The 18,703-nt window shown below is 34.3% G+C and carries 14 protein-coding genes; 5 read left to right on the plus strand and 9 right to left on the minus strand.

Annotation, left to right across the window (positions count from 1 at the left end):
• Positions 1-35: 35 nt before the first annotated feature.
• The 3 genes from KKG99_07605 to dnaK all read left to right on the plus strand — a co-directional run bounded on the left by KKG99_07605 (position 36) and on the right by dnaK (position 4,353).
• A complete protein-coding gene (locus KKG99_07605; protein ID MBU1012855.1) occupies positions 36-935 on the plus strand; it encodes a dihydrodipicolinate synthase family protein in 900 nt (299 codons plus the stop codon).
• A gap of 12 nt (positions 936-947) precedes the next feature.
• Positions 948-2,114, plus strand: a complete 1,167-nt coding sequence (locus tag KKG99_07610; GenBank protein MBU1012856.1) for an alanine--glyoxylate aminotransferase family protein — start codon at positions 948-950, stop codon at positions 2,112-2,114.
• A gap of 316 nt (positions 2,115-2,430) precedes the next feature.
• Positions 2,431-4,353: a molecular chaperone DnaK gene (gene dnaK, locus KKG99_07615; GenBank protein MBU1012857.1), complete on the plus strand. Its 1,923-nt coding sequence runs from the start codon at positions 2,431-2,433 to the stop codon at positions 4,351-4,353.
• 400 nt (positions 4,354-4,753) lie between these two features.
• On the opposite strand, the gene KKG99_07620 is transcribed toward dnaK, so the two are convergent.
• The 4 genes from KKG99_07620 to KKG99_07635 form a co-directional block, all read right to left on the minus strand.
• Positions 4,754-5,203: a 6-carboxytetrahydropterin synthase gene (locus KKG99_07620; GenBank protein MBU1012858.1), complete on the minus strand. Its 450-nt coding sequence runs from the start codon at positions 5,201-5,203 to the stop codon at positions 4,754-4,756.
• A 13-nt stretch (positions 5,204-5,216) separates the two neighbouring features.
• The gene (locus KKG99_07625) at positions 5,217-5,780 is read right to left on the minus strand and encodes a manganese efflux pump (GenBank protein ID MBU1012859.1); all 564 of its coding nucleotides are present in this window, start codon (positions 5,778-5,780) and stop codon (positions 5,217-5,219) included.
• Positions 5,781-5,789: 9 nt separating this feature from the next.
• On the minus strand, positions 5,790-6,251 hold the full coding sequence (locus KKG99_07630) for a GAF domain-containing protein (protein ID MBU1012860.1): 462 nt from the start codon (positions 6,249-6,251) through the stop codon (positions 5,790-5,792).
• 222 nt (positions 6,252-6,473) lie between these two features.
• On the minus strand, positions 6,474-7,862 hold the full coding sequence (locus KKG99_07635) for a tryptophanase (GenBank protein ID MBU1012861.1): 1,389 nt from the start codon (positions 7,860-7,862) through the stop codon (positions 6,474-6,476).
• A gap of 398 nt (positions 7,863-8,260) precedes the next feature.
• Here KKG99_07635 and KKG99_07640 point away from each other — a divergent pair, with 398 nt between their 5' ends.
• Positions 8,261-9,157 (plus strand): bifunctional enoyl-CoA hydratase/phosphate acetyltransferase, encoded by an 897-nt coding sequence (locus KKG99_07640; GenBank protein ID MBU1012862.1) that lies wholly within the window; start codon positions 8,261-8,263, stop codon positions 9,155-9,157.
• A 28-nt stretch (positions 9,158-9,185) separates the two neighbouring features.
• Positions 9,186-10,259, plus strand: coding sequence for a butyrate kinase (buk, locus tag KKG99_07645; GenBank protein MBU1012863.1), 1,074 nt, complete (start codon positions 9,186-9,188; stop codon positions 10,257-10,259).
• 9 nt (positions 10,260-10,268) lie between these two features.
• Here buk and KKG99_07650 read toward each other — a convergent pair whose 3' ends face one another.
• The 5 genes from KKG99_07650 to KKG99_07670 form a co-directional block, all read right to left on the minus strand.
• Positions 10,269-11,516: a peptidoglycan DD-metalloendopeptidase family protein gene (locus KKG99_07650; GenBank protein MBU1012864.1), complete on the minus strand. Its 1,248-nt coding sequence runs from the start codon at positions 11,514-11,516 to the stop codon at positions 10,269-10,271.
• A gap of 8 nt (positions 11,517-11,524) precedes the next feature.
• Positions 11,525-12,349 (minus strand): DUF4292 domain-containing protein, encoded by an 825-nt coding sequence (locus KKG99_07655; GenBank protein MBU1012865.1) that lies wholly within the window; start codon positions 12,347-12,349, stop codon positions 11,525-11,527.
• A 4-nt stretch (positions 12,350-12,353) separates the two neighbouring features.
• Complete coding sequence (locus KKG99_07660; protein MBU1012866.1) at positions 12,354-14,084, minus strand: tetratricopeptide repeat protein; 1,731 nt, start codon at positions 14,082-14,084, stop codon at positions 12,354-12,356.
• Positions 14,085-14,338: 254 nt separating this feature from the next.
• Positions 14,339-15,820 carry an oligosaccharide flippase family protein gene (locus tag KKG99_07665; protein MBU1012867.1) on the minus strand — a complete coding sequence of 494 codons (1,482 nt, stop codon included), beginning with the start codon at positions 15,818-15,820 and terminating at the stop codon, positions 14,339-14,341.
• A gap of 39 nt (positions 15,821-15,859) precedes the next feature.
• A partial coding sequence (locus KKG99_07670) for a GHKL domain-containing protein (GenBank protein ID MBU1012868.1) occupies positions 15,860-18,703 on the minus strand: 2,844 nt, incomplete at its 5' end.

The raw sequence follows: 18,703 nt of genomic DNA on the forward strand, positions 1-18,703 counted from the left end.
TTTGATTCAAATATTATACTAATTAAACAGATAAAATGCTTATGATTGCCTTGAATGGGATTTTCCCACCCTTACCTACCGCATTTGATACAAACGAAAACCTTTTGACTGTCAAAATGATGGATAACATTTCGCGTCTTAATCAATTTGATTTGGCGGGGTTTTTATTGTTGGGCTCAAATGGTGAGCTCGTGATGTTAACTGAAGAAGAAAAAATAAAAGTCTACAAAGATTGCAGGAAAGCCATACCCACTTCAAAATTGATGATTGCCGGAACCGGTGGGCAATCAACTTTGGAAACGATCAGGCTAACAAAAGCAGCCGGAGATGCCGGTGCAGACGCGGCTCTTATATTAAATCCGTTTTATTACAAAGGGTTAATGACAACTGAGGCACTTAAGAAGCATTATTTTACCGTTGCAGATGCTTCAAACATTCCTGTGATTATCTATAATATGCCCGGAAACAGTGGGTTGGATATGGGTGCAGACGCAATTGCAAAGTTTGCAGAACATCCCAATATAATTGGGCTAAAAGACTCTGGCGGTAACCTTACCAAAATGGCAGACATAAAGCGAATGGTAAACCCCGATTTTCAGATTTTAGCGGGTTCAGCCGGATTCTTGTTCCCGGCACTTTGTATTGGAGCCATCGGTGGAATATTGGCTTCGGCAAACATTGCACCACAAGAATGCATTGACATCTACAAACATTTCAATAATGGGGAGCATGAAAAAGCATTGGCACTGCAACTGAAAATGATTCCTGTAAATACTGCTGTTACGAGTGGCCTGGGTATTCCGGCCTTAAAAACTGCCATGGATTTTCTGGGACTTTACGGAGGAACTTCCAGACAACCAATCCAGCCGCTAGACGAAAAACAAAAACTATTTGTTGAACAGTTAATGACCAATAACGAAATCAATCACTTTTAATATTAGTTTAAAATGAAACGCAGAAAATTATTAATGATCCCAGGCCCTATTGAATTTGAACCCGAAGTTTTACGTGCTCTTGGTGCACCAACAACAAGCCATGTAGCAGCTAATTTTATTGAAACTTTCGGCAATGCACTGGACATGATGAAAAAGGTTTGGAATAGCCCTACAGGACAACCATTCATTATTGCAGGCTCTGGAACTCTGGCAATGGATTTGGCCGGAGCTAATTTGATAGAACATGGAGATAAGGCACTGGTTATTTCTACCGGATATTTTGGTGAGCGATTTGCAGATTTATTAAAAAGGTATGGAGCTCAGGTAACGATACTAAAAGCACCAATTGGCCAGGTTGTTTCTGAAACCGAAATTGAAAATGCACTTAAAAAGGACAAATATAAATTACTCACCTTTACGCATGTTGATACATCCACTGCTGTAAAAGTTAATCCGGAGCCTATCGGTAAACTAGGGCAAAAATATAATGTTCTGACTATTTTAGATGGTGTTTGTTCAGTTGCCGGAGAAGAAATAAAACAAGATGAATGGGGAATTGATGTGGTGCTTACTGCTTCGCAAAAGGCAATTGGGGTACCTCCCGGTCTAGCTTTATTGGTCGTTTCAGAAAAGGCAATGAATCTTTGGAAAATGAGAAAAACACCGGTTGCCAATTATTATGCAGATTGGTCAAATTGGTTGCCAATTATGAATGCCTATGCAGATCGAAAACCATCTTACTTTGGTACACCGGCTGTTAATCTTGTGGCTGCTTTAGAAGTAAGTTTAAAAATAATTTTAGAAGAAGGTATGGATGCTCGAATTAAGCGGCATGAAAAAATAGCTCAGGCATTCAGGGAGGCATTCAAATCACTTGGACTTAAAATGATTCCACAAAATAATACTTTTTGTGCAAATACTTTATCGGCTCCATATTATCCTGAAGGAATTGATGGTGCCTCTTTACTTAAAGAAATTGCAAATGCTGGTGTAATTCTGGCCGGAGGTTTATTGCCTGAAATTAAAGGTAAATATTTTCGAATTGGCCATATGGGTTCGGTAAACCAAGGAGATGTACTCGCAACCATTGGAGCCATTGAAGCTTCCCTTCAAAAATGTGGTCATCAAGCTGAACAGGGGATTGCAGTTCGTGCAGCTTTAAAGGTTTTAAATAGCTGATCATTAAAATCAGTTGAGTAAAAACACCTGAAGATTTATTCAGAATTGTAATTACTTTCAAGGACTTCTTTATAATAAAGTAATTATTTCTGTCTTTTTGTCATCATTTGACAGCCTTATTTATTTATGCTAAAATATTGTAAAATATCTTACAAGGTATTTTAAATCAGTATTTTAGATGTCAAACCAATCCTTAAATCAACATAGATTTATTTCAAATTACAAAATTGAGGTAAACAAAAGGTTAATGGCATAATCATTGAGTAACAAGATTATCGACCTGAAAAAACATATCAAAAAAATAAATATATAAAAAATGGGAAAAATAATTGGAATTGACCTTGGAACTACAAACTCTTGCGTTGCCGTTATGGAAGGTAACGAGCCGGTTGTAATTCCGAACAGCGAAGGTAGAAGAACTACGCCTTCAATAGTCGCATTTACAGAAAACGGGGAACGTAAAGTTGGTGATCCTGCAAAAAGACAGGCGATTACCAATCCTACAAAAACCATTTCATCAATCAAAAGATTTATGGGTGAAACCTTTGATCGGGTAACAAAAGAAATTCAAAGGATGCCCTATAAAGTCATTAAAGGTGACAACAACACTCCTCGGGTGCAAATTGATGAACGAAAATATACTCCACAGGAGATATCAGCAATTATTCTTCAAAAAATGAAGAAAACCGCAGAAGATTATCTTGGGCAAACAGTAACAGAAGCTGTTATTACAGTTCCGGCTTATTTTAGTGATTCGCAACGACAAGCTACAAAGGAAGCCGGGGAGATCGCCGGTTTAATCGTAAAAAGAATAATAAATGAGCCTACTGCTGCTGCTTTGGCTTACGGTCTTGACAAAAAACATTCAGATGTTAAAATTGCAGTTTTCGACCTTGGAGGTGGTACATTCGATATTTCTATTCTTGAATTAGGTGATGGTGTATTTGAAGTGAAGTCTACCAACGGAGATACCCATTTAGGGGGGGATGACTTTGATCAAAAAATCATTGATTGGTTAGCTGATGAATTTAAAAAAGATGAAAATATTGATCTGAGAAAAGATCCTATGGCTCTTCAACGTTTAAAGGAAGCTGCCGAAAAAGCTAAAATTGAACTTTCATCTTCTACCGAAACCGAAATAAATTTACCATATATCATGCCTGTAGATGGCGTGCCAAAACACCTTGTCCGTAAACTTACTCGGTCAACTTTCAACCAGTTGACCGACGATCTTGTTCAGGCAACTTTAGCTCCTTGTAAATCAGCTTTAAAGGATGCAGGTTTACAACCAGCTGATATTGATGACGTTTTATTAGTTGGCGGTTCAACTAGAATTCCTGCAATTCAAGAACTCGTTAAAAAGTTTTTTGGAAAAGAACCTTCAAAAGGTGTAAATCCCGACGAGGTTGTTGCAGTAGGTGCAGCTATTCAAGGAGGTGTTTTAACCGGTGAAGTGAAAGATGTTTTATTATTAGACGTTACTCCTTTATCATTAGGGATTGAAACCCTTGGCGGTGTGATGACTAAATTGATTGAAGCAAATACAACCATTCCAACCAAAAAGTCGGAAGTATTTTCAACAGCGGCCGATAATCAAACAACGGTTGAAATTCATATATTGCAAGGTGAGCGACCAATGGCTAATCAAAACAAGAGCATCGGCAGATTCCATTTAGATGGGATTCCACCAGCTCAAAGGGGTGTTCCACAGGTAGAAGTTACATTTGATATTGATTCAAATGGTATCTTAAATGTTGGCGCGAAAGATAAAGCTACCGGTAAATCTCAAAATATTCGTATTGAAGCCTCTTCCGGATTAAGTGATGATGAAATTAAAAGAATGAGAGATGAAGCAGCCGCAAATGCTGATCAGGACAAAAAACAAAAGGAAGAAATCGACAAACTAAATAGTGCTGACGCTTTGGTTTTCCAAACCGAGAAACAGTTAAAAGAGTATGGCGACAAACTTCCTGCTGATAAAAAAGGATTGATTGAAAGTGCTGTTGTGGAATTAAAAGAAGCGCATAAAAATAAAAACATCCCTGCAGTTGACGCTGCAATGGAAAAACTGAATGCCATTTGGCAAACAGCTAGTGAGGAAATGTACAAAAACACTCAAAGTAATCCTGCACAGGAAGCACAACCAAATGCAGATACAAATGCCGGCCCGCAAGGCGGATCATCAAAAGACGATGAAGTTACTGATGTTGATTTTGAAGAGGTGAATGATAAAAAGTAAGGTAAAATCTTGCATCCAACAAAAAGAAGCCGTCTCAATATTAAATTTTGAGGCGGTTTTTTTAATCCCATTTTATTTTAGATATTCTTCCTGACTTCTGACGCTTTCCTTATTTTAGAAAAAAAAGAAATGTATATTACTCTTTACTAGATTTTTACAAATGTAGATTGGCGAACCAACTGCAGTAACGCATCTTTTTATGTAATGTATTCGGTAAGAAAAGTAAAACCCAAGTCAAGTTCTGGTGCTGTCTAAGTGGTACAATATTTTGGTCATCGTTCCATTATTGCAAAACATATTGGCAGTTGAAAGGACTAGCTTAAAGTTAATGCTTTACCTCAAAAGGCTGCAGTCAGGTTCGCTCACTCCTGAAATTTGAGTCTCACGAATAAAAATGGAATTAATTATCATCAGCATACCATTCGGCAACGGAAGTAGCTGTTTCACGCAGTTTTAAACTAAATAGTTTTACGTTTATGGGAAATTGGGATAAGATCGAATTGGCAAAGTCAATGAGCAATTGTTCACTTGTTGGCTGATAATCGACCGGGATTATTTTATCGAAATTGTGTTTCAGTTCGTCCATCAATGAATTTGCAACATCTTTATGAATTACCAATGCATGATCAAACTTATTTATGATCGTTCCTTTTACAATGGCCTTTAAATCGCTAAAGTCCATTACCATACCTGCATCTGCTTGGTCTTGCTTTGGATTTGGCTCACCAATAATTGTTACACTAAGCGTATATGAATGACCATGTATATTTTTACATAAGCCTTTATGGTTTGGAAGAGAATGAGCCATCTCAAACCTAAACTCTTTTGTGATTCTTATCTTTTTATTCATGATATGTGTCGGGTTAAATAAATCCAAGTAATTCGATGCCGTTTTTGAGTGCTAAACCAACAAACAATATACCTCCTAAAAATATTGCTTTATTACCCAGAGAATAATTTCCGGTTCGTTTTCCGATAATCATTCCTGCAATACTTAAAATTAATCCCATAACAATCATAGGAATTAAAAAGAAGTTTATTTCTATCCGTGTAAAGGCGAAACCAATCCCGATAACGAAAGCCGGTAAACCCAAAGCAAATGCTAATACAAAAACAACCTTAAAATCCCCATATCGATAGGTAAGATTTTCAGGATCTGTTTTCAATGATCTTAAGATCATTCTAATACCGATGACTATTTCTAGAGCAATAAAGACCCATTCGTTTGTCCATTTCATAAATGCCAGAAAGAGAATCCCGGCCCAATAGCCAATCCATAATAATGAAGCAGGAATAAAAGTGAATAAAGCAGTTAATCTTATCTTTTCGAATATCGTAAGACATTTTTGAACGTTTGCAACCAGCGACAAAGCGAACACCCCACTTGTAATCGAAAAAGCAATTAATATAAGATCAAGTAAATTCAATCTGTTTGATTATTTATAAATTAATTCAATGATTTTTTCAAGTCCTTCAGCATCTGCCTCATCAAAAGAATTTAATTCCTTACTATCAACATCCATCACGCATATTATCTCACCCTTTTTATTTTTAATAGGAATAACTATTTCTGACTTTGATCTTGAATCACAAGCAATATGGCTGGAAAAATCATGCACATCCGGAACAATCACGGTTTTACCAGAATTAATTGCGGCCCAACAAACCCCTTTATCTTTCATTAAATGAATGCAGGCAACTGAACCTTGGTATGGACCAACAATTAATTCCCCTTCAATAAGTCGATAATAGCCGGTCCAGAAAAAATAATCAAATTTATGATGTAAAACAGCTATAATCGTTGATTGGTTGGCAACAGGATCAGTGCTGTCTTTTAACAATTCATTAAGTTGAGCATAAACACGATTATATCTGTTTCGTTTTTTAGTTTTATCCATGAGAAAATTCGTATCGTTAGTTCAAAGTATTCACGAAACAAAAATAGATAATAAATAAATTGAATGATCAAAGAAAAAATCCTTTGAGTAAGACTAATATTTAATTTGAGAACATTAAATCCAATTAGTCAACACACCATAATCTTTGAAAAAATGATTTTTTATCTTACCCCTCTCCCGATAAATCGGGATCTCCCCTAAAATCAGGGGAGAGAAAAGGAATCATTGAGAAGTTAATTTTTTTTCAAGCTCAACCGTAAAGTGTCTTAATATTGGTGCTTCAGAAACAATTTTATAACCTCTTTTAATCTGATCTCTCCTTTCAAAAACATTGATGATGGTAGCTGCCACATAATCCATATGATTGTTGGTATACACCCTTCGCGGTATCGCTAATCTAATTAATTCCAATTCGGGGTACCTGTTTTCGCGACTGATGGGATCACGATCGGCCATGATGGTTCCAATTTCAACAGCCCTGACACCTCCTTCAATAAAAATTTCAACTGCGAGCGATTGAGCGATATATTCTTCTTTAGGAATATTTGAGAGGAATTCTTTTGCATCAATAAAAATAGCGTGTCCACCAAATGGAACCAATACCGGAACACCATGATCAAGGAGTTTTTGACCTAGATATGCAACTTGACCAATACGGGTTTCTAAATAAGCAAATTCAGTACCTTCATCCAAGCCTTGAGCCAATGCATTCATATCACGTCCTGACATGCCCCCATAAGTCAAATAACCTTCAAACATGATATTATATACCGAAGCCTTTTTGTAAAGCTCAACGTCTTTAAAAGCCACAAATCCGCCCATATTAACGATGGCATCCTTTTTACTGCTCATGGTCATCCCATCAGCATATGAAAACATCTCTTTTACAATTTGCTTGATAGATTTATCAGCATAGCCTTTTTCCCGGGTTTTTATGAAGTAGGCATTTTCGGAAAAACGCGCTGAATCAAAAAATACGGGTATTTTATATCTTGTGGCGAGTTTATAAACTTCCTTTAAATTCTCCATACTGACAGGTTGTCCGCCTGAAGAGTTGCATGTAATCGTTACAATAATTGCAGGAATTCGCTCACTTGGATTGCTACTCAATACGGCTTCTAGTTTTCGAAGATCAATATTCCCTTTGAAGGGATGTATTACTGATGGATCAAAAGCTTCATCAATAGTGCAATCAACCGCAGTTGCTTTTCTAAATTCAATGTGACCTTTGGTTGTATCGAAGTGTGTATTTCCTGGTACTAAATCGCCTGTTTTCACCATAGCCGAAAACAAAACATTTTCAGCAGCCCTACCCTGATGGGTTGGTAAAAAATGATCAAAGCCCAGAATGTTTTTGATTGCACTTTTCATTTTAAAAAAAGAAGAAGCTCCCGCATAACTTTCATCGCCCAGCATCATCTCGGCCCATTGTTTATCGCTCATTGCTCCGGTACCGGAGTCTGTCAGAAGATCAATAAAAACCTGATCACTCCTTAAATTAAAAAGATTGTATTTTGCTGCCTTAATCCATTCCTCTCGTTCTTCTCGTGTACTTTTTCTGATCGATTCGATCATTTTAATTTTATATGATTCTGCAAATGGTAATTCCATAACATTAATGTTTCGATTAATAAAATTTTTAAAGAAATAGTGGTGATAAGAAATTAAACTTTAATGCAGGAATGCATCACGCTCTTTAATGTTTACGAAATTGTGTTTTTTACTTAAGTTAACCATTAAGATCATCTTGTTGTGTAAATTTCTTCTGCAAAAATACAAAATATATGGGTCTCAAATCCAATCAATTTTATGAAGCATTTTTAATCCTATTAAAATGTTATAAATAACAGATAAAAACCGGGTTTTAAGATCTCATTTAGTTTGTAAATAAAATGATCGTTTTTTATTTAAGTGATTGTTATAAAATTCACAATAACCATTTGCAGCTCATTTAATTTTTATACTTTTGCAAAAACTAATTAAGGGTATTTATTTTAATAGCAAAAAGGATGATTAAGCATTTATCAGAAATTGTAGAATTAGCAAAAAATAAAAGAACGAGAAAAATTGTAGTTGCTTCAGCAGGAGATGAGCATGTTTTGGAAGCAATTCGCAATGCGCGAGCTGAAGGAATCATTGAGCCCATTTTAGTAGGTGATGAAAGAAATATAAGGGATCTATCAAAAAAAATTAATTTTGATCTGGAAGGAATTAGGGTAATTAATATTGAAGACAAAGAGCAAGCAGCAATCATGGCTGTTTCCCTGATTAAAAACGGTGAAGCGGAAATTTTAATGAAAGGACTGGTTAGCACCGGAATATTAATGAAATGCGTTCTTGACAAAGACAACGGATTACGTAAAGGAAGTACATTAAGCCACGTTGCCCTTTTTGAGACCCCATTTTATCACAAATTATTAGGAGTAACCGATGCAGCCATGAATGTATCGCCAGATTTGGAAAAGAAAATTGCCATAATAGAGAATGCAATTCAAGTATTTCACGGTTTAGGCAATCCAAATCCGAAAGTCGCTATTGTTGGGTCTGTTGAAACTGTAAATCCAAAAATGGAAGCTACCATGCATGCAGCAACCATTTCAATGATGAATTACCGAAAGCAGATTAAAGGCTGTATTATTGATGGGCCCTTGGCTATTGACAATGCAGTATCTAAAAAAGCTTCAGAACTTAAAAATATAACCAGTGATGTTGCCGGCGATGTTGATTTGATTTTAGGACCCGATATTGATGGTGCAAATATCTTATACAAAACCTTAAGTTTCCTTGGTGGTGCCAGTGCAGCTGCGGTTATTATGGGAGCAACTGTTCCAATTGTTTTGACTTCTCGTGCCGATTCAGAAAGAAGTAAGTTTTTATCCATTGCTTTAGCAGCAGCAATCGCATAAGTCGTAATTTTAGATTTTAACCCGATTAATGGAAGAAATTAGAATATTAGCAATTAATCCTGGCTCTACTTCAACAAAAATTGCGGTCTATCATAATGAAGATCCGATTTTTGTTAAGAATATTAAGCATAGCAGTGAAGAGCTTGCTAAATATGAAAAAGTTGTCGACCAACTTTCTTTTCGTAAACAGTTAATAATTGATGAATTAAACGAGGCTGAGATTTCGGATAATCATGTAAAGGCCATTGTAGGACGTGGAGGTTTAGTGAAACCCATTCCATCAGGAGTATATGAAGTTAATGACGCAATGGTTGCCGATTTAATTAATAGTCCGATGGGGGAACATGCAAGTAACCTGGGAGGCCTTATTGCCAGAGATATTGCTTCAAGTTTACCTGATGCAAAAGCTTACATTACCGATCCGGTTGTTGTTGATGAGCTCGCTGAGGTAGCACGAATAACTGGCCATCCTGATTTTCAAAGAAAATCTATCTTTCATGCCTTAAATCAAAAAGCAGTTGCCCGTCAGCATGCACAACAAATTCTAAAAAAATACGAAGACCTGAATTTAATCGTTGCCCACCTTGGTGGTGGAATAACAGTAGGTGCGCATAAAAGAGGCTTGGTTATTGATGTAAATCAAGGTTTAGATGGTGAAGGCCCTTTTTCTCCGGAAAGAAGTGGAACTTTGCCAGTTGGTGATTTGGTTAAAGCTTGTTTTAGCGGCAGGTACACAGAAAAAGAACTGAAAAAAATGATTACCGGAAACGGGGGGCTTGTTGCTTATTTAAATACAAATAATGCCTATGAGGTTGAGCAAAGAGTAAAAGCAGGTGACAAATATGCTAAACTGATTTACTCGGCTATGGCTTATCAAGTGGCAAAATCAATAGGAGCCATGTCGGCTGTGCTTAAAGGTGATGTTGATGGGATTTTAATTACCGGTGGTATTGCCCACGACAAATGGTTCACAAAGCAAATTATTGATCATGTTGAACGGTTAGCGCCTGTTTATGTTTATCCGGGAGAAGATGAGATGAAAGCGCTTGCCTTAAACGCATTAAGAGTGCTTAAAGGAGAGATAGTCCCCAAAATTTATTAATAGGAATACCTATTTCACAATCCAAGATTGGGGATTCAACAAAGTTTTTCCTTTCCAAATTTCAAAATGCAATTCTGTTTTAGACTCTGACTCATTGGTATATACAACTCCCAGCGATTGTCTTGTATTAACTTCATCCCCAGGTTTTACGTAAACATCGATCAAGTTTGAATAAACAGTAAAAAATTCACCGTGACGGATAATAATTGCTTTATTCGTATTTGTAATAGTTCGAACGCTGATAACCCTTCCATCAAAGACCGCCCGGGCATTTTCACCAACATTGGTCATTATATCAATCCCATTATTTTTAATCTTTATTCGCTTTAATACCGGATGGTCGTGTTCACCAAATGTACTCGAAACAATCCCATGCTCCGATGGCCAGGGCAATTTCCCTTTATTACGAATAAGAGTATTCGTTAGCTCAAGTTCAGCATGTGTTAACGCGATAATATCCGAAAGATTTTCAGAACCACTAGCTTTTGCCTTTGCTGCAGCAGTTTTAATTTCTTCTGAAATGATATCGTTTATTGCACGGTTTAATTGCTCGGCTTCTTTTCTTTTTTGCCTGATTTTTTCCCGAAATTGATTTTCTTGTTTAGCAAGGATATTTATCTTGCCGTTTTGTTGTGTTTTTTCTGTTTGTAATACGTTTACTTCATTTTGTTGAAGCTTGAGGATGCTTTGTTTTTCCTGCTTTTGCTTATTTATCGCTTGATTCGTTACAGAAACAGAGTCTTTAATTTGTTCAATTCGTATAGCCTGATGTTTGCGATATTCACTGTAATATTGAAGATATTTTAAGCGCTGAAAAGCCTGATTAAAATTTTCGGCAGCAAAAATATACATGAGCCTATCCTTTGAGTCTCTGTTTTTAAACACATAATTAATTAAAAGTGCGTATTCAGTCTTAGCCTGTTTAAGATCTGATTCCAATGCAAGTATTTTTTTATCATTATTCGATATTTGCCTTTCCAGATTTTTAAGTTCAACAGTATAATTTGAAATAAGCAACTCTCTTTGTCTGATTCTATTATTAATCAGAATTAATTCCTGAAGCGAATTTGTTTTATTTGCCGTAGCAGATTTAAGCAATCGGTTGGTATAATTGATTTCCTCTTCAATTTTTCTTTTTTCGATTTCTAAAGCTTCCTTTTGACTTTGACCATTTGAAACAAATGAAAGCAATAAAAAAAACAGAATAATACCATTTCTTTTAAAAAAATAAATTGATATGTGATTATCAATCATCATCAATTGTTTTATTCAAACTTGGTGATCAGATCAAACTTACTAGGGACATTAAACGGGTAATTAAGTTCTTCGTTAATCGTAATTTTTGAAAATACCAAATGCACCTCAATTTTGCTTTCTGCCTGTAGGTCAAAGTCAACTACCCTTGGAAATAGTTGTTTATCAAGTTCCATAAACTTGCTATAGTTTGCCTGAAGCTTTTTGTTCTCCTTTTTGATTTCTTTTAATGATAGTTGTGATATTTTAAAATTTTCGGGCGAAAGCCAAATACTTTGTATGAAAACAATTGGTTCAATTTCGTGACTTCGAATATAGCGTTTCAGTTTGGCTCTTGATGCTGTTGCTAACTTATATGTCTTATTTTCAATACTGGCCCTAAACTTTCCATCTTCAAAATGGCTTAAATCATTTCCGAGAATCAATGCTTGTAAGACATCAAAATCAATATTTGTGTCTAAAAAATCGTTCAGATAATTATAATCTCCTTCGAAATAGGTTTTGTTCATCCTATTTATAAATTTAACGGAATCGTAGGTAATTAACATTCGTGCTGCTTCGATACCTAAGGCAGGAGAAAACGACACCCAAATCATACTATCTTTTTTGATCCGGATCTGACCTTTAAATTCTGTTTTTTTCTTGTTGTGAACATATTCTAAATTAAACTTGGCATTGAATTGATCGAATTTTAATTCGTTCTCCTTTAACTTATTAAATAAATAATCAATGCCTTCTTCTTTTAATGGCTCTTTAATAATTTTTCTTGTGGCACCGCATCCGGCAGCAATCACTAAAACAAATATTAACAATATATAGCTTGGCTTAACTTTCATCCAATTATTCATATAATTTTTTCTCTTTAATTTTTTTATTTATCCATTCGGATTCTGAACCCTTTTTACGCGCCATTTTCCAGAATTTAACCGCTTTCTTTATATCCCCTAATTGAAATAAAATATCTCCATAATGCTCATAAACTTCTGCACTATTTTGTTCACCAATTTCCATGGCTCTTTCAATTACTATTTTTGCTTCTTCAAATAACTTCATTTTATACAACACCCAAGCTTTTGTATCCAAGTTTGAAGCATTTTCAGGGTCAAGATCAACTGCCTTGAACGACATTCGCTTTGCCTGATCCAGTTTTTCTGAACGTAAAGCCAAATAATATGCATAATTATTAAGTACAACTGAGTTTTCAGGATCTAGTTTGAGAGCACTTTCATAGGCTTGATCAGAGTCAGTGTTATTATCTAATTCGTGATAAGCATCTCCTAAAAAAGAATAAAACTGAACAGATAAGGCTGCATTGCTTTGCACCAATACCAGACCTTTCTTATAGTAAGAGATTGCTTCTTCGTAGTTCTTGTTTTGAAAATTAACAAGCCCTGAAAATAAGTATGCCAATGGCCTATCAGGAAATAATTCAATAACTTTGCGACTATGTTCGGCCATAGCCTTGAAGTCGGATAGTGCAGATTCGGTAATGAGCAATTGTTCCCAGGATCCAAAAAGAGTACTATCAATAGAAATGGCCTTTAATAGTGATTCCTTGGCTTTTATAAAATCTCGTGCCTGAAATAAAATTTCTGATTTAATTGAATGAATACGTGAGTTTTCAGGATATTTATTGGCCAACAATGAAACCAACTCTTCGGCTTCTTTATTCCTTTCACTAAAAATTTGCTCAACAGTATAATAAGAGACCAAAATCTGAATTTTGGAATCGATATCTAATTGGTCGTTTTCAAAACCAGTTTTTAATTCCTGAAATGCTCTTAAAGTATCTCCTGATTTTCGGTAAAAATCGGAAAGTGAAATGTGGATGTAGGGATTTTCCGGATCTAATTCGGTAATTTGTTTATAGGCATTTAAAGCCTTTTCATCCAAATCATTTTTTAAACATAATTCTGCCAATAATGCATAATATCTGGCCTCTGTTGGGAACTCATGGATTAATTTTTCAATTTCGCCAATACCAGATTCAACTTGATTCAAATTCTGATATAATTTCTGTTTTTGAATTGCAAGTTGTTCGGTAACCCCAATTTTATTTTCAATAGTGTTTAATGCTTTGATAGCCTTTTCGTATTCTCCGATTATGATATAATTCTGAGCCAATTCTTCAGTATATTCAAGGTTCTCGGGATTCTGTCTTGATAAATCTTCCAAAACTTCTACGCTCTTTTGATACGATTTATCTATTTTATAAATATTCGAAAGCAATAGTTTATACCAGATATTGGTAGTGTCTATTTTAACCGTACTTTCTGCCAATTTTTTTGCGGACTCAATCTCATTATTCATGAGATAAATAGTGGCAAGTTCGTACATCGATGCAGCGTCATCCGGAACGAGCTCAATACATCTTTTGTATAAGTCTTCGGCTTTCTTTAGATTCCCCAGGTTCTTTTCTTTATTGGCTTCTACAAATAATGTTGCGTTTTCTTTAAGGTTTAAAGTTGAGATTTTTTGATCGATTTCAATATTCGTTTTTTGGCTAAATCCTATGATGGGTTTTCCAGTAACAATTAAAATAAGAAGGATTATATTAATTATTTTTTTCATCAATGCTATTCTATTATATTTTTAATTTGTTCTCAGTCCTGTATAATAAATCTGGTAATACTTGCTTTGAGTGATTAATCATATCAATATTTATAAATATCCTATTAGAAGATCAATTAATTATAGCTGAAAGAACATAGCGAATATTTTCAGGTAAAACTATTTTCAAAGCTGATAAAATTAAGGTGCTAAATTACAGAAAATATGCATTCAACCAGATTAATGATGACTACAATAAAACTGCTATAGGATAATTAGTTAGAGAAAAAGGATTTAAAATCTTTACGTTCTGTAATATACACAGTTAAAATGAATATCATCAACAAAAATGTACTCACTAGAAATCTAAAAAGCACATCTTCAATTTTAAGAAAATGGTTTATGAGAACTAAAACAATCGACAGGCTTATGTATGCAATTATTTTTCCTATTTGATAATTAATCACGAAATATTTCATCCCGATAAAATAAGATGCGATCATCATTGAGCCATAACACAAAAGGGCTGCCCATGCCGACCCCATATACCCAAAACGAGGAATCCAGAGTAAATTAAAGACTACGGTCAAAACAGCTCCTCCTATTGCTATAAAAGCACCATAAATAGTTTTATTGGTTAATTTGTACCAAATTGATAGATTGTAGAATATCCCTAAAAACAAATATCCCATTAATAATAATGGAATCACTGCGATTCCTTCTCTAAAATTAACCCCGATGATAAGTACGACAATGTCGATATATAACATTAATCCTAAAAAAATAAAGGAAGTTGCAATTACAAAGTAATTCATAACCCTGGCATAGACAATCCTTGAGTCCTTCTCTTTTTCGTGCGAAAAGAAGAATGGTTCGGCTGCATATCGAAATGCCTGTACAAATAAATTTAGCAAGAATGCTATTTTTATACTGGCTGAATAAATTCCAATCTGTTGCTCCGCAATGTCTTTAGGTAATATATATTTCATTAATAGTCGACCATAAGTTTCATTCATTACCCCTGCCAATCCTGTCAATATTAATGGTAATGAATAAACCATCATTTTCTTCCACAGCTTAAAATCAAAATTAAACCTAAAGTCTTTTAATTCGGAGTATAATAATACCAAAGTAATAGCACTAGCCGCAAGATTTGAAATAAAAACATAAACAATTAAACTCCATTCAGGTTTAAAAAAGAGCAGAATAATTTTACTAACAGAAGGGTTCGCAACTTTTAACAAGAATGGACACAATAATAAGAACATTAGATTCAATCCAATGTTGACAGCTATATTAACAAACTTAATGGTCGCAAACTTAATTGGCCTGTTTTGAGCACGTAATTTTGCGAATGGAATGGCTGTAATCGCGTCAAAAGCAAGAATAAATCCAAATAAAATTACATATTCGAGATTATCCGGATATTCGATCAATCGTGCAACATTCTTAGCAAAGAGAACAACAAAAAAAAGAAAAATTAATGATGAGGTAAGAATAGATGATAGAATCGTATTATAAACATTTTTTTTTCCTTTTTCGATCTCTGAATATCTGAAATAAGTAGTTTCCATTCCATACGTAAGAACAATAAAAGCCACGGCAACAAATGCGTACATCACATTTACAACCCCATATTCTCCCTGAGTGAAAACTCTTGTGTACAAAGGAACAAGAAGATAATTAAGTATCCTTCCAATGATACTTGAAAAGCCATAAATAACTGTTTGACCGGCTAATTTTTTGATCGGATTCAAAATGCTAATTTTAGAGAGTAAAGTTAACAAAATGGATTATCAAACAACATCTGCTTCTAAAATAGGCTGAGGAAATGATATATAAAATGTGCTTCCAATTCCAGTTTCTGATTCAAACCAAATATCACCGCCAGTATTAACAATAATATTTCTTACAATTGCCAATCCTAAACCCATTCCACTTGTCTTTGTTGTAAAACTTGGAGTGAATATTTTATCCGACATTTCTTTTGATATTCCAGAACCATTATCTGCGACAATAACGATTAGCTCAGAATTTGATTTTTTTACAGAAATAGTAATTTGGCCATCTTTTTTAGATGCCAATGCTTGTATAGAGTTTTTAAATAAATTATTAAATACTCGAAGTAATTGATTTTTATCCGCAATAATTATGTATTCATTTTCGGGTAAGTGCAACACATATTCAACAGTTGAATCCTCTTTGAATAATCCAACAGCATTATGAATTATTTTCTTTAAGTCGACTGGTTCCATTTTTTGGACAGGCATTTTGGCAAAATCTGAGAAAGCGCTGGCGATATCAGATAATGAGTCAATTTGTTCAATACTTGTTTTTGTAAATCTATTTAGTCGTTGATCCCAATCCTTTTCATTTTCATCCCATGCTTTTTTTAAGTACTGGACACTCAATTTTAGCGGCGTCAAGGGATTCTTAATTTCATGAGCCACTTGTTTAGCCATTTCTCGCCAAGCACTCTCCCGCTCCGATCTTGCTAATAAATTAGCACTTTTACTTAATTCGTCAATCATCCTATTATATTCTGTAACCAGGCCTCCTATTTCATCTTTGCGATCCCATTTTATTTTTTCATTTGATTTACCCAGCCTTATTCCACTAATGCTTTGCCTAATTAATAGTAATGGTTTTGATATTCTTCGTGAGATCACCATGGTAACCAATAAAGCGATTATAAAAAACAATACATAAATGTTAAAGAGGGCGACAAGAAAGCTTGTAATTTCAGTTTGAAGCTCTTTTTGCCGAGCAAAATATGGTAAATTTAAATATGCAATAAGTTTATTTTGAGAATTTCGAAATGGTACATATGCGGATAAATACTCATACTCTCCAATTTTTTCATTTTGAATAAAAAGTAGTTTTTCTTTTTTCGCCAATACATCATAAGCTGTAACATTCATTAATTTGGAAATCAAACCTACATCAAATAACGGCAATCTTGATGACGCAATTAATCTACCGTCTAGCGAATATAGGTTGATATCGGAGAAAAAAACCAACGAAAATTTTCCAAGCCATCCATTTAGTGTTTCATACATTGCCGGACTTATGCTATCTGCCCCTGCTAATTTGTGGTCAAGTTCAACTAAAACTGAATGAGCTTTTTCACTTAAAATTTCATTGTTTTTTTTGTCATTTAATTGAACAAGAAAGAGTAATGTAGTAACACCTATAACCAAAAATGAAGTTAGAATGATGCCGAATAAAGTGAATTGTAGTCTATTTCTGAAGCTGATTTGAATATTGAATATTTTATAGGAGAATCCGGTTAACATGTAAAAGGATGTTAAAAAAAAGGCCAGGAAAATAAAGAAGTAAGAAAATGGTGCAAGAATATCAATTAAGTCTTTGTTTTCCTTACTAATGATAAAATTAGTTTCTTCATCTTTATTTATTAAAATGTGATTATATCCGTTACTTTCAAATTGATTACTTCTATCTTTAAGTTCTTGATAATATTGAAGATTTGCACTATAATCATAGTCGCCAAATTTATAAACAAGCTCATTTTGTTTATATTTTGCCATAGAATAATTCACTAATTCTGCACCCGATATATTTGAAGCTTCATCTATCAATAGCTCAGGATAACCAAGACCCTCCTGTATAAATTCTGAATCCAATTCAATAAATATGAACCTTCCAGCTTCCTTATCTATTTGCGGAAAAAACAATCGAATGATGTATGAATTGTTGATAGAATTATTTCTAAAATAAAATAAATCCCTCTTATTGGTTGCATTTCCAAACTCTGAAATAATTTCTGAAAAATAGGTAGCGCAACTAACCATGTAATCATCTGTATTAAAACTCAAGAATGTGGCAGAATCACAAATTGTTATACGTGGTTTATAATTTATTGAAGCTTCAGCATCAAAAATACCCTCTATTCTGTGTATGATGTTCAATTCATTATTGTCTTTATCAAGATGATAAACCGTTTTAAGAATTATTGAATCTCCATAAATTTTATCAATCAATTTCTCGAAAACATATTCAGCCATCGGATCCCTATCTCCAGCAATAGACTCAGCCATTACAGTGCGTTGCTCAAATTCCTTTTTAGTTAAAATATCAGACGATAGAAATCCAAGATATAAAGCAAATATCAAAAGAAAGCTTATTATATTCAATGATGTAATCTTAGAATCTTTTTCTTCTAGAAAAAGGATCATAAAGGTGAAGCCACCTATCAGAAGAACCGTACTAAATACAAGTTCGGAAAACACATATGTTATTATCGCATAACCAATTAAAATTCCGGCACCTACTAAATACCTCTGAATTCTTTTATGAAACTGCTCATAAATTTCCAATAAAATAACGCGTCCGAAAAAATAGACGGCTAAACTAAAACTGCATGCAATAAAAAATGAAATAATAGTAATTGATCTATGTGCAATAAAATCTTGTCCAAACTCAATGGATACCTGAGAATTCTTAAATAAACTTATAATTACATATTCGTAAAGATGAAATATGATAAAAAATGTTAAAATCAAAATGCTCAGGCTCACAATACGTCTTAATTGACTGTTAGTCATATTGTTGGCCGTTTTTTTTCGAAACTGATCAAAACTATAAGACAAGAACAGGAAGAAAAAAGAATTTACAAACAA

The sequence above is a fragment of the Bacteroidota bacterium genome, assembly GCA_018816945.1.
Lineage (GTDB): Bacteria > Bacteroidota > Bacteroidia > Bacteroidales.